The sequence below is a fragment of the Glaciecola sp. XM2 genome (assembly GCF_018595715.1).
Lineage (GTDB): Bacteria > Pseudomonadota > Gammaproteobacteria > Enterobacterales > Alteromonadaceae > Glaciecola.
Window position 1 is genome coordinate 72,052 of sequence record NZ_JAHEOJ010000014.1, and the last position, 14,341, is coordinate 86,392.

Sequence of the window (14,341 nt, forward strand, 5' to 3'; positions counted from 1 at the left end):
ATGCTGTTAAATATGATGCGCTTTGAGTGGCGCTATTTTACAAAACAACCCTCGTTCATTGTGACGAGTCTGATTTTTTTCTTGTTACCCTTTTTGTCGGTGACCATTGAAAACGTACAAATTGGCTCCTCGTCTAATGTGGATATCAACAGCCCACATGCGATTGCACAGACACTTCTGATATTTGCTATTTTTGGCATGTTTTTAGTGGTTAATTTCGTGGCCAATACTGCAATGCGCAATGAAATTAGCAGTATGAATGAAATTGTTATTAGCAAACCTCTCTCTACATTTCAGTATCAGCTTGGCCGCTTCTTAGGCGCATATCTAGTATGTTTGACGGTTTTTGCCATGATTCCACTGGCGCTTTTTATTGGCTCGTTAATGCCATGGCTTGACCAAGAGCGCATTGGCCCGCAGGTGCTGAGCAACTATTTTGTGCCTTATTTGATATTTTCTGCAACGACGCTATTTGTGCTTTCCACTATTTTCTATGCGGCAGCGCTGCGCTTTAAAAATATGATGGCGGTGTACCTTATCGCCTTGGGCATATTTATGTTGTACGCCATTACCGGGCAAATATTCACAGACCCAGATCAGCGCGAATTACTTGCCCTGTTAGACCCTTTTGGTCTTAATGTGTATGGCGATGTAGTGCGTTATTGGACGCCGTTAGAGCGCAACACGCAAGTGGTTGGGTTGAGTGATACGGTATTGCTTAATCGCGCATTTTGGATAGGGTTAGGACTGGTGATGCTGTTCGGTTTAGGCCGTTTGTTTTCGCCTTTAAGCTTGGCTAAACCATCATCACAAAAGCGCGCACAAGGCAGTGTAGACCCAGCAATGCTCAATAACAAAATTGACACGCGTTATTCTAATGCCCGCCCATCGATGCAGTTTATGACGCGCGTGAAATTTGAGATGAAGCAGGTGTTTATGTCTCCGGCGTTTGGCATTTTGATGGTGTTCTGCGTCTTTTCATTAGTGTCTCAGCTCATTGAACCGCCTAGCATCTATGGTGCACCAAATTGGCCCTTAACACAGTATATGGTCGAAATGATTCAAGGCGCATTTGGCTTGGCCCTCATTATCATCATCACCTATTACACGGCAGAAGTAGTTTGGCGAGAACGTACGGTGGGCATGGGCGATATCATCGACAGCATGCCGGTAAGTAATTTTACGTTCTGGTTCTCTAAATTTATAGCAGTGAGCCTAGTGGTAATTGCTGTGCAGCTCGCGGGTATGTCGGCCACTGTACTCTATCAGTTAGGCACGGGGTTTTTGCAATTTAATATCCCTCAGTATTTGACGTCGCTCTTGTATTTTCAAGCACTACCTTGGATATTGCTAGTGGTATTGGCGTTTATGATCCAAGCGCTTAGTCCTGGTAAATATATCGGCATGTTAATCTTTGTTGGTTTCTTCTTTGTGTCACTGGCCTTTAATGAAATTGGTCTTGAGCATAATATGTTCAACTACGGTCAAGCACCTCTTATGCAGTATTCAGATATGAATGGCTACGGCTGGTTTTTAGTGACTCAGCATTACTATATGCTTTATTGGGGGGCGTTGGCGGTAGTATTTAGTGCGATCAGTTATGCATGCTGGCAGCGTGGTCCAGAGACCTCACTTAAATCTCGTTTATCTATGCTTAGTTATCATTTGGGTAGAGCAGGAAGAGCGCTTGTGATTGTGGGCACTATTGTGTTTATAGGAACAGGAACGATTATTCACTACAACACGACCGTGACCAATGAGTTTATTACGAGTGAACAGTGGATGGATATTAGCGCAGAATATGAAAAGCAATATGCGCAATACGAAGACAGCCCAGTCCCCATGATCACCGCAATGGATATAGACGTAGCCATTTTCCCTGAGCAGCGCAAGCTTGAGGTAATGGCATCGATGAGTTTACTGAACAATACAGACCAAGTTATTGAGCGTTTCTTAGTTAACCTTCCTCAATACTCGTCCAACATTGTAGTTAATGTCGGTGAGGGGGCACTGCAGGCGCTAGAGGGTGACTTCAATAGCGCATGGTACGTGTTTGACGAACCTTTACAGCCCGGTGAAAGCGTCGATGGCAACATCCAGCTGGTGCGCCAGCACTTTGGGTTTAAAGACCGGGGTGAAGATACCACTTTGGTGCGCAACGGTACGTTCATTAATAATTTTGAGTTGTTACCGTTCTTTGGCGTAAACACGTCGACATACCTAAGCGACAAACACGAGCGCCGTAAACGAGACCTCCCGCCACCAAGGCGTGCATATGATCTCGAAGATAGCAGTCGCTACAATGAAAGTTTCTTTGGTCCAAACGTTGGCTTAATTGACTTCGCGGCGACCCTATCGACCAGCGAAAACCAAATAGCCATTGCACCAGGGTATTTAGAAAGATATTGGACAGAAGGCGATCGCAACCATTTCCGCTATGAAATGGATGCACCGATGATTAACTTCTTCAATATCATGTCGGCTGACCTTGAGGTGAAAACTGAGATGCATGATGGGGTAGAGGTTGCAGTCTATTACCATCGAGATCACGCGTGGAATGTAGATCGCATGATTGAATCCACAAAAGATTCATTAGATTTGTTCAATGAAGCGTTTGGCCCTTATCAGCATAAACAGCTTCGTATTATTGAATTCCCTGGATATCGCACCTTTGCGCAAAGTTTCGCAAATACTGTTCCTTATTCAGAGCGCATTGGTTTTATCAGTGATTTGCGCGACAAAAATGAGATTGACCCGGTCTACTACATCACCGCCCATGAGGTGGCCCACCAGTGGTTTGGTCATCAGCTAAATGCGGCGAACGTGCAAGGCAGTGCAATTATTTCTGAAGCATTGTCGCAATATGCTTCGTTGTTGGTGATGCAAGCGAAGTATGGGGAAGACAAAATTCGTAAGTTCTTGACCTATGAACTTGATAGATATCTGCGTGGACGTACACAAGAGAGCATTGGTGAAATGCCGTTTATGCGTTCAGAAAACCAGCAGTATATTCATTATCGAAAAGGCTCTGTGGTGATGATGGCGATAGCAGACAGGATTGGGATTGATGCACTCAATACAGCGTTAGCGGAGTTAATTGCGCAGTTTAAGTTCTCAACCACCATTCAGGCTACCACGCTAGACTTGTTAGCGGCCATTAAAAAGCATGCTGATGAAAGCCATCACGCTTTTATTGACCAACAGTTTACGCAAATAACGCTCTACGATATCCGTTTAGAGGATGCCCAGATAGCCGCCGCTGAGCAAGGGTTTGAAGTTACCTTAAACATTGAAACAGCGCAATTTTCTGCAAGCGGTGAAGGTGAAGAAACCCCGCAGGAGTTTTCTGACTATGTGGATGTAGTGCTCTTTGCGCAAGACCCAGACGACTTTGCTCAAGACAATGAAATCATCTATCGACAAAAACATTTGTTGGCGCAAGGCAGTAATGAACTGACCATAAGTGTTGCTACTGAGCCTAAGTATGCTGCGGTAGACCCTTTTGTGAGATTCATCGATCGCGAGAGCAGAGATAATATCCGTGCATTGAAAAACTAGCCTAATTGCAATAGCGCAAATTTGAATGGATACCTTGTGATGAGGTATCCATTTTTTATATATGCACATGGCAAAGGCTGGCGCGCTAACATGAAATTTATCTTGCTCGAGTGGTAAAAACGCAAAAACCCGCCTATTGGTTTCATAGCCTGTTGTATCGCAACACTTTAAAAGCGTTTTTATGCAAGACACTAGCACCCAAGCAATGACCGAGCTTGCCCTTGGCTTATCTATGGCGTTTTTTTCGCTATTGATTTTAGCACTGTTGTCTATCGGCTTACCGGGGCATGCGAGCTATGCAACTCAAAAATCCGAAGAGCTGTCGACGCTAACGTCAGAGCAAAGCGATATGCAACTGAATGACACGTTAAGGCTAAGCCAGCAAGTGCCTGACAGTGAAAACACCACTTCATCGAGCGCCACTAAAAGTACCATTATCTTTTATTACTTAGGTGCGTATTTCGACCAAAACTTAGCATCAGTTGATGTTTATTCCATGGCCGATACACAAGACCTGATTATTGCCGTTTCAAAAGATTTGTCATTTTCACAAGTGATGCAGGTTCATCAAGACTTTGCGAGTAAGGAGGTGCAAATTACCGCGATGAATGAGCAATGGGAAAACGCGCTTAGCAGCGCAAATACGAGTGTTCAATGACGACAAGTACGCACAAAATGCACGCATCCAATGGGCAAAGACTCAAAAAGCAGCGAAGCTATATCGCAACATTGGTATTTTTAGGCGCAGCCTTTGCGATTCTCGCTGTTATTACCATTTTCACTCATTCCGAGCAGTCTTTCCTAGCGCAAAAATCCAATACGCAAAAAGAAGCGAACACCTCGCCAATTCCTATGACGGGTGACTACAAAAGCGAAAAGCTAGCATTGCTCAGCGATTTGAAAATGCATAATGCCTTGCGTTTTGTTGGCGCACATCGACACCCGGTAACAGACAGTCACGTTACGCAAGGCGCTGCCAATCTCTCAGAAGCCGACGCTGCAAATAGCAACCTTGATAAAGACGCACAAGCAGATCTTAGGCGTATTGAAAACACTATTAGACGCTGGGAGTCTGCTTTTCTTAATCCACAGACTGCAAACGCATCAAATTAAAGGTGTGAACGGCGTGCTACTTGCATTAAATTAGCGTTATTGGCTTTATCTACACGAGTATCGCGCTAAATTGACGCAAAGTAAGACATATATTGACCTAAATGCACTTGGCCTCGAGCTAAATAGTGTGCTCAGCGATACGCTTGGCCATGCGGTTTACCGTGTTTGTGATACTGTAAATCAGCAAGAGTTTGCGCTTAAAGTCGCGAAAACACCCCTCGCAGAGCTGAGCCTATGTCATGAAATAAGTGTTTTAGAGCACATGCAGGACATTAGATGTTGCATGAGGGTTGTGAAAAGCGATCAAAGCGAAAGCCACGTTTATTATCTTATGCCCTACTTAGGTAACCCTCTATCTCACACTATTGTTGAGAACCCTTATGGTAAACGCATAGGTGACATCGCCACTAACATGGCAAAGCTATCGCGATGCGTGGTTGATATCCATAATGCCAAGTGTATACACGGTGATATTCATCCTGACAATATTTATACGACGGAGCAAAATGACTACGTTTTTGGCGACTTTTCTTACGCGGTATGTGCGCAGTCCCCAGCAATAAAACTGGGAGCAATTGAACGCCAACGAAGTGGACCTGCAGGATTTATTAGCCCGCAACTGTTGCTAGGCAACGAACCCGATGTAAGTGATGATGTATTTAGCTTAACCGCTGTTTTTACCGCAATGCTTAGCGCAACAAGCGATGTTGAAAAAATGCAAAAGTGGCAGCAAGACAACCGAAGCGATGCTTTCTCGGAGATATTCCAGATCCTCGATAAGGGAATGCATACTGACCCTCAAAAACGGTTTGTGAATGCCCAAGCGCTTGCGGATGCATTTGACGCATTGGCACAATCATCATGCGCCTCACTTCAGATCCCATCAACGGATATTGCCGATGATCAAGTACATCCTCCAATTGAGACCGAGCCTGAGCTAGGCAAAATTAAGCTCAATCAAAGTACCCAAGCGCTTTATCAAACCCTAGAAGAGGCCCTTAGACTTGACGGTTACCTCAGCGATGAACAGGCGCAATTATGTCAATCCAAATATTTAAACGATTTAACGACCCAAGACGCCGAAAAAGTATATCGCTCCTTGCTCGAACAAGTGAAAGGTGAGCTCATTTTACAAGGGTTAGCAGCATGGTTTGATTGGACATTGCGAATGCTAACGATACTCAAGCATTGCGATTACCAAGTGAGTGATGCTGAGGCAAAAAGGCTTGTGACAGAAGGTGTGGATAGCGGAGCAGGTGATGCTTTTTCGCTGTCTCAATGGATGACCCGTCAACGCCGCAAGGGAGCTTCGCGCACACGTTCTGCGCGCTGGTTAAGTATACCGGTAGTAATCGTGTTAGCCGTTGTTGTTTATTTATTTCAATCAGAGTCAGACAACACATCTACCCAAGGCGTTACCGATTTATCGCTAGATAAAACGCCTGTGGATACTTCACCGCCCCAGCGCTCGTTTGAAACCCTTGGCATATTGCCTGAGCAAGCAAAGACGTTAGCGCAGCCAAATGTTCAATCGGAGCTAACACAACCCCAAGCTACTATAACAACGTCAGAACCATCATCTGTGCAAACGCGTTATGAAATAGTCGATGATACCAACAATGATATACATCGTTTTGATATGGTCGAAGTAAACGCGGGTGATGCGACATTTTTTGTCATGAGCCAAGAGGTCACCCAAGGGCTTTGGCAAAGCTGTGTCAATGCCTCAAAGTGCCGCAGTGCACGCATTATCACCACCGACCCACACCGCAAACGCCTAAACGATGCGCAACATCCGGTGGTGAACATCAGTTGGTATGATATTACCGAAGATTTTATTCCCTACATAAACGCTAAAACATCAGAAACGTTCAGTTTACCGACAATGGCGCAATGGATAAGCTTTGGTTTTACTGTGGACGGAGAGCCTAACATTCCAAAGATACTGCACTGCGCAGATTGTCAAAGTCCTCTGCAACAAACGTATTCGCGCATTTCAGCTCCCGTTGATAGCTTAATGGCCAATGCCAACGGTCTATATCATGTATATGGTAATGCGCAAGAATGGTTGCAAGACTGCTGGCAAGACGTCAAACTTCAACTACAGCGATGTGACCAGGCACCTGCTGTGGGTGGTTCTTTTTTAGATGATAGAGCACTGATAGAATCGAGGCCTCTAAACAGGCTGCTTAGAACTGCGCGTTCGACGACGACAGGATTTAGACTGATAAAACGTGAAGACATTCAACCTTAGACACTTATGCTTATTGAGCATGCTATTGCTGTGCAGCACAAATATGCCTGCCAAAGAGTGGCAGCTTATGCTCGTGCCACAGCAAACATCGTCACAACAAAATGCACAGCTACAAAGTCAGTACGCTAAAGTGATTGAGCAGGCGCTTGCCTACCAATTAACCCAAAGTTCATCCACGGTGTTACATGCGCAAAGCGTGTTTGGCCAATGCACAGAGGCTCTGTGCGGAGCTGAATCATTAAGCGATGCGATGCAGTTAATTGCTAACAAGGCAGAGCATGTTGAACTGGTGTTGTTGTACGGCATTAGCGATACCACGCCCGCTATGCTCAGTGTCGAAATGATCGACCCAGTCAGTTTAGAGTTTTACGACGCGTTCAACTTGCCCTTATTAAACAGCGATACCCAGCGCATCAGCCTTGCCCAAATTAGAAGTTTGTCGGGGGACTTAGGCACAGTAGTCGCAAATCGTCTGCGAGAAATTGTGAAGAAAAAAAGTTTTAAGCTGGTTTTACAAGGGTTTACCCTTGACGAGGTTGCTCCGTTTTCTATTTATTTTATGTCACAAACAAACCAATCTGAGTTACGCCTGACGAAAAGCGAAAAAGTAGACAGCTGGATGTCAAAATATTTCCCCATCGTTGAAACACATTTTATGGCAAGCACAGCCGCCACCGAAACGCAGTTTAACCAATTGCTCGACCGCTTTTTCAAAGAGTCAGATATTGAAGCATTGATAGAATTTGATTCAGCTACACAGCAGTTTTTAGTATCTCGCATAGGTAACCCATATGCGCCATCTCTGTTCAGTCGCTTTTTGATGTTATTGGCACTTGGTGCCTTGCTTGTATTGATTGTTAAGCGACAGATTTATCACTTTCAACTCGAGCGTTACGCAGATAAAAAGTCGGCAGACCAATGGTTAGATGTTTACGCAAAAGCAAAGTCCCCTTGGTTTGTGTTGCGTTCTAAATGGGGAAACCAGTTCAGTTATTGGCAGCGTTTACAGCGCGAGTCGCAAGAGCTTGAAAAGCAAGCGCAGTTATTTTTTGATGCAGGTGACGTTATCAGTGCAAAACTGTTTGTCAGTAAAGCCTTAAATTTGAATGCTGATGCACAAATGGCCAGCGCGCTGATAACCAAAATTAATCATCAAGAGTCTAGCCAAAAGGCGTTAAGCGACAAAGAGCAATGGGTGCGAAACAAAGTGGCTAAAGCCATGAATAACTATCGTGGAAATCAACCTATTAAGGCGCTTCGACAAGCATATCAGGCGCTCGCTTCAATAAAAGGCGAAAAGCAACTCAAGCGACAATACAAGGCGATTAAGCGTCTCATTCAAAAAGTAAATAATGATTTTTCGGAAACCTATGACCACATTGAGTTAACCGATTTAGATAACGGCGATACCTGTGTGTTAACGACCGCAGCGCAAGTGGATATCGGTAGATTCTCCTCAAAAGATATGCGACTTTCGTTAGCCACTGGAACCTTGCCATTGTATATCAATCATAAGGCGCTTTCGCGAGCAGGTAAGCACTTAACCATTCAAAAACACGCTAACGGTTTTTACATGATGGACCAAGGCAGTACAAATGGTAGCTTTGTAAGTGATGAGACCCTATCGTCACAAGAGCCTCGGTTAGTGGTCAATGGTGATAATATTAAGTTAGGCGCAGATTCAGAGCTCACCGCAGTGAAATTGCTTGCGCAAGTGGACGATGATCACAGTGTGTTGCGCTTGCGCGTAAGCAACCAGCTCACACAGACTTTAGATATTGCCGATTTGGCAAGAGTCTGGCCAGACTATATGCACGCTATGCGCACATCCTTGCTCATGACTGCCTCTGAGGCCGTCCTTGCCCACGAGCGCAGCTCCGGTGAAATACGCTTGATCAGTCGTTCGCAGCTGAAACAAAGTGATGATTATATTGAAGTGCTTAGTTTGACCCTTGGTAAAGGCGCAAAGGTTAAACCCCTTAGTGAAGAGCCGATGGGAGAGACACTGTACCTCAATGATGAACTGTTATTGGGGATGGTGCCTTTAATTTTGCCATGTGAAATAAAGTGGGGTAAGCATCATGTCTATCTTGATGACTATGCGGATTTTAATGGGCTAGAAGAACGCCAGCAAGAAGCACGCTTCTTTTTGCGCGCGAGCGACGCTGACGATACTGTCAGCCCATCATGACAGGCGCAGCCCCATTGCAGTCAGTTAGCGCACAAACAGCCTCAGACAGAGTCTTTGTAGTGCCAGTGAGTGCGCAGTTACAAGCCGATTTTGACTTGTTACGGCAAGCTCAACTGTATGATCAACAAGGTGGACAACGCGATAAATTCACCGCTCATACCATTGATAAACTTGCTCAGCATATTGTGTGTAGGCACTACAGCGGCTTGTGTTACGAACTGGCTCACTTATCTTGGGCGGTAGTAAACACAGGCTCAAAAGATGCGCTACTCGATTATTTTTACATACAAGAAAACGTTTATGCATCTGGCTTTACACAATATTTTCAAAAAATTGGTCCATGCAAATTACCTGAAGCGCAAGTGTGCTTCCATTCGCGCGAATCAGATGCCACTGCGCACAACGCAATCGAGATTACGATTCATCAACATCGGTTTTCGATAACCGCGAGTCGCATCAATATTCTTGCAGCGATGTTGGAGTGGTTACTAAATTTTGTGCCTAATCTGCTAGTGCAAATAGATGAGGCGTTAAACGGTAAGTCTCACAATGCAATTCAATCTTTAGCTTCGCAATTGCAAAAAGAAATATACGAATACCTAAACAAGCACCTTGTACAAGCGAAGGCGCAGGCTAAATTTCACTATATGAGTGCATGGTTGCAGGAGCGTGAGGTAAGTCAATTTACTGATCAATCATTACTCGAACTGTGGATAGATGCAAAAAATCGTGACGGCATGAGTCGTTTTACTACCGTGGTAAAAGATGTGTTTCAGTTTCAAGAAGCGATCACAAAGACGCATACTGAAAAAGCATTGATGCAAGCACAAGATATTAGTGAACAGGACCAGGCCGAGTGGCTATTTGAAACATTAGATACCATCACCGAACCTCAGATTTCCCTCGCACAACTGACAAATACTCCTAAGCTGCTGAGTAAACAACAAGCGGAAAAACTGCAGCTGTTGTCAGATTATTCAGCAATGTGTCAACGTTTCCCTATGACATGGTTACGATACGATGTGTTTGGGCAATATCAGGCGAACTGCATTCAGGCGCAGCGCAATCAGAACATCAGTGCAGAAGCTTTTACCTTGCCCAATGAAAATCTCTATGGGCAATTACTTAAGCACTTTCAAGCGCAGTTAAAGCTTAATGAACACACCTGTTTGGCAGTTATCCATATATTGCTGCAAGATAACTACGAAGGTGTGCAGACACTTTTAAGTCTCGATACATTTAACATGTCAGGTGATGATACTGAGACCCTCAAACGGCGTTGCCAGCAGGCATTTTTGCGCAATAATCGGCAGGGGTTTACCGATAAAACAATCGTTGAAGACAAAGCCATTTATGTGGACAATACCTTAGCGTTGTTATTGCTTTCTAACGCAATTACACAATTATTTTCACGAAATAAGGCACTTTTTAACACCTTGACCAAAGATGACGAAAAATATCGCTCTGATGGTTGCATATTCAAAGATGAATTAATGCAAAGGATGATAAAATGAATCAACGCGATAATGGTATGGATGAACAAGTGTTTGCGGCTCTGCAGGCATATGAGCTACTCAAGGCCGACAGTCTAGCCATCAATAAAGGGCAAACTAACCAAGCGTTATCGTTTACTAATATTATGCATTGTGCGCGTTCGCCACACACTGAAACGGCCATAAGCACCTTGGACATTATTAATCAGGTGCTGGATTATCGACGCAAATACCGCTTTATTTTAAATCATCTGGCTCAGTTACAAAGTCCTAAACAGGCCGCTGCGTCGAATACTGCAGCTCAGTTGATGCGCAAAAGTGAACAATACGAAATTACGATCGATGTTAATCAAGCCAACAAGGTCATCGTAAGTGTGAAGTTTAACCCTGCGCTTGTCAGCGAGGGGCCAAAACGTGTTCATCTGCATTGTGAGTATGATGACACTTTTTATCATCTTGGTTTGTCAGAAGATGCCAAGTATCACTACGCGAATCAAATAGAGCAGGGCGGTACTATGTTTGCCGCCTTGACTCACCCTTCAAGCCATATGTACGTTGTTTATGAATAAATGTTAGATAAAGTCCACGTTTTTATTGCAACCACAGAAGGTTTAGTACCCATTGTTCAGGTTAAGCCTCGAGTGGGTCAAACAGCCGTGTCACTCGCTACTATTGGCGGCACGTCAAAGGTCGCGTCGATTATTAGTGGCTACAGAGATTTTGTCAGTAAAGTGAGCAGCCCCTTGCCAGGTTATTTCCCTGAGCGTGCTTACCATCTCGTGTTAGGAAAAAACATCGACCAAGGAGAGAGTTGGCAGCTGGGCGTGGCAATTGCGCATTTGTTGCAACAGCAATCCCGCTTAGGCAATGGAGAAGTAGCCTATGCTGATCAAGTGATCATTGCCACCGGTGAGATTGATTTTGTATCCACAGAAATAAAAATGATCAGTCATTTAGCGCAAAAGTGCATGAGTGCTAGACGCACCGTAACTGAAATGCAGCAAATGAATTGTCGTGTTGAGTTTATCGTGCCAAGCGACAACTATCGCCAACCTTTGCCAGATATACAATGGCCTTTGAGCCCGGTAGATAGTATGGCTGATCTTGAACGGCTTTTAATTAACAAAGGTGTTATTCCTGCGACGAATGAGATCACTCAGGCTGCGGGGCCAAGTGATCGTCAAATTGCTATCGGGCAAAACATGTCTAGGGCTATCAACTCATTCAACCAAGGCCTCGGAGCCACTTATACGTTGGCCCGAAGTTTGATGGGCAAGCATGCTCGCCAAGTAAGCTTTGGCATGGGCATGGCGCTGCTACTTGCTTTTATGTATTGGGTGTTCCCGCTCCAGCCCGATACAATTACGCTCACATACACGCACAAAAGCCTCGGTCAATGTGCGCTAGCTGAACCGACACAAATAGCGTTTGACGCGACTGCTATTGCCGTTTTGCCCGAATTGGAACTATCGCAACTGTGTAGTATCGATATTACCTTGCCAAATGACGTTAATACCGTGTGGCTAGTCGCAGACTCTTACGCGTTGATACCTTTAACGCCCAACCCAGAAAATGCGTTGACATGGCAAGTGCCAATTCCCAGTTGGCAACAAGCAGACCGAAATTATACGCTTATGACCTTTACAGAATCCCTCGATGAGAGCGACCTACAAAGTTTGTCTGCGTATTTACTTTCCCTACATGAAGAAAATCAACTAGTGAGCTTGGAATCGCTATCGTTATGGGCCAGCAAGCAAGAAATTTCGAGTCAATTTATTCAACAAACACTGCTTTTTGAAGATACTTTTTAACTTTTTATTCTCTATTTGTAAAAAATCTCTCTAATCGTTTCATATCCATAAATAAGCACCTTTTGGGGAATTATTATGTGGAAGCAAATGTATCAATCAATGTTGACTAAGTTACAGCAAAAGCGCCTGATAAACGCACTCGCTGTGGTAAGCAGTATTTTCATATTAAGTGGCTGCGGCGCAACCCTTGCCAATATGCCAGCGCCGGTTGAAAATATCTCACCACAGATTACGCGTATCGATAACGCTTGTTTATCGCAGGTGACCGAGCGTGAAAATGCTATTCGTGATAGTCACAGCCCTGCACAGTTCATTGCATTGGCAAACCAGTCTATGCGCTGTTTACAAGGCGTGCGTTTTTATCCAAACCATCCAGACAATCAACAAGGTATGCAGTTGCATGCGCTTGCTGTGGTCAATTACGTGAAAGGCGGTGATGTAGAAACGGCACAAAAACAGCTTGATGCCTTCAAAGTAAGATTCGTGCAACAAGATTTAGTATTTGATGATTACACCTCGTTTATTGACACCGCGACGGCACTGCTAGACCCCAACTTATCTGCCCGTCAGCTAGCCATGCTGAATATCAATCCAAACCTCAAAAGTGAACTGTCGCGCGTGCGTCAATGGTCATTGTAATGGAGAAGACGATGCAATTAGTAAAAACGTTTAGACCTCATATGCTGGCACTCACCCTAGCGACTTTGAGTGTAGGTGCCTTTGCCAATACGGGTGAATGGGAGCCAGTATCGGCTGAATCGTTAATTGAGTTACCTGCTAATTTGATTGAGAAGCGTATTCAACAAGACTTTAATATGTCTCCCTGGGCCAACGAATTACTGACACTGGAGCAATCTATTGCGCAGCAAAGCAGCAAAATTAAAGCGCTACAGTCTTTACTAGTCGATGCTGCAGACGACGCAATGATTGATGAAAAAGTCAGTCTAGTGCAGCTCAAATCTGGCTTTTTAGACGATATGCAGCAGGGCCATGAGCTTCGCCAACAAGCGCTTAATAAGAAGATAGACGTGTATCAAAGCGTGCTCACTAAAATGTATGAGGCGGCAAACCGCGAAACGCATCAAGCCAAGTTTGTATTGAAACAACAACAGGAAGCTGCTCGCAAGCGCATGGAAAGCGTAATGGCGCAAGTGGACGATACATTGGCTACGCAAGGCTATACCGAAAAAAGTCCATATGCAGATGAGTTTGCTCAAAACCTATCGAAAATTGAACAGCTGAAAACAGCCATCAGCGAACATCAAGCGACAATGGCAGCAAAAATCGATGGGATTGAAGTGACTACCGACGAATACGTTCGCCAATTGTTGATTCAGGCGTCAAGCGAGCAATCACTTTTAGATCAAGAAGGATTAATGCTCAGCTATATGTCTAAGCTCGTCGCGCTCGATGCACAAGCATTAGAATATGCCATTAGCAACAATCAAGACAGTGATGATGTGCTTGCGCAACCCATGACTAGCCCAGCCACATCCATTGATATCTTTTTGTAAGAGGGACGCAAATATGAAATCCATTTTTATTGCAGCAATCACGACCTTAGTATTTAGTTCATCGGTGATGGCGAAAGAGACACCTCTTAGTCTGAGTAATTTAGAAAGAGAGCGTGCGGCCTTAATCAATGACCTATTAAACCCGTCACTGGATTATGAAGACAGGCTTGCGCTTATCGAGCGTAGAGAGCGCCAACTCACTGACATGGAGCGCATGGTCATTAGAGACGAACGCTTATTGAATGCCAATTCCTTTGCAGTAAATAAGGCATTTGAACAGTATGAGCTGACCTTTTTGGTACATGCTGGCGCAGAACAAAAGCACAGTGCAAGCTCACAATGGCTTAAGCAAGTGAAGTTTAGCTCGCAAAGTGTGCTAAGCGCAAAAGCGGGATATAGATAATGCG

The 14,341-nt window shown here is 44.5% G+C and carries 11 protein-coding genes; all 11 read left to right on the plus strand.

Features of this window, described 5'->3' with window-relative positions; genetic code table 11:
• A complete protein-coding gene (locus tag KJ365_RS00780; RefSeq protein ID WP_214449713.1) occupies positions 1-3,558 on the plus strand; it encodes an ABC transporter permease/M1 family aminopeptidase in 3,558 nt (1,185 codons plus the stop codon).
• Positions 3,559-3,739: 181 nt separating this feature from the next.
• Positions 3,740-4,216 carry a hypothetical protein gene (locus tag KJ365_RS00785; protein WP_214449714.1) on the plus strand — a complete coding sequence of 159 codons (477 nt, stop codon included), beginning with the start codon at positions 3,740-3,742 and terminating at the stop codon, positions 4,214-4,216.
• On the plus strand, positions 4,213-4,671 hold the full coding sequence (locus tag KJ365_RS00790; RefSeq protein ID WP_214449715.1) for a hypothetical protein: 459 nt from the start codon (positions 4,213-4,215) through the stop codon (positions 4,669-4,671). Before KJ365_RS00785 ends, KJ365_RS00790 begins: the two co-directional genes overlap by 4 nt.
• A gap of 70 nt (positions 4,672-4,741) precedes the next feature.
• Positions 4,742-6,925: an SUMF1/EgtB/PvdO family nonheme iron enzyme gene (locus KJ365_RS00795; RefSeq protein WP_214449716.1), complete on the plus strand. Its 2,184-nt coding sequence runs from the start codon at positions 4,742-4,744 to the stop codon at positions 6,923-6,925.
• Positions 6,926-6,968: 43 nt separating this feature from the next.
• Positions 6,969-9,116 carry an FHA domain-containing protein gene (locus KJ365_RS00800; protein ID WP_214449717.1) on the plus strand — a complete coding sequence of 716 codons (2,148 nt, stop codon included), beginning with the start codon at positions 6,969-6,971 and terminating at the stop codon, positions 9,114-9,116.
• A 14-nt stretch (positions 9,117-9,130) separates the two neighbouring features.
• On the plus strand, positions 9,131-10,630 hold the full coding sequence (locus KJ365_RS00805) for a hypothetical protein (protein WP_214449718.1): 1,500 nt from the start codon (positions 9,131-9,133) through the stop codon (positions 10,628-10,630).
• A complete protein-coding gene (locus tag KJ365_RS00810; protein ID WP_214449719.1) occupies positions 10,627-11,178 on the plus strand; it encodes a hypothetical protein in 552 nt (183 codons plus the stop codon). The genes KJ365_RS00805 and KJ365_RS00810 overlap by 4 nt, the downstream gene beginning before the upstream one ends.
• On the plus strand, positions 11,179-12,420 hold the full coding sequence (locus KJ365_RS00815; RefSeq protein ID WP_214449720.1) for a hypothetical protein: 1,242 nt from the start codon (positions 11,179-11,181) through the stop codon (positions 12,418-12,420). It begins immediately after the preceding gene.
• A 99-nt stretch (positions 12,421-12,519) separates the two neighbouring features.
• Positions 12,520-13,059, plus strand: coding sequence for a hypothetical protein (locus tag KJ365_RS00820; RefSeq protein ID WP_214449721.1), 540 nt, complete (start codon positions 12,520-12,522; stop codon positions 13,057-13,059).
• Between the two features lie 11 nt (positions 13,060-13,070).
• Complete coding sequence (locus KJ365_RS00825; protein WP_250883961.1) at positions 13,071-13,934, plus strand: hypothetical protein; 864 nt, start codon at positions 13,071-13,073, stop codon at positions 13,932-13,934.
• A 13-nt stretch (positions 13,935-13,947) separates the two neighbouring features.
• Positions 13,948-14,337, plus strand: a complete 390-nt coding sequence (locus KJ365_RS00830) for a hypothetical protein (RefSeq protein ID WP_214449722.1) — start codon at positions 13,948-13,950, stop codon at positions 14,335-14,337.
• Positions 14,338-14,341: the final 4 nt, after the last annotated feature.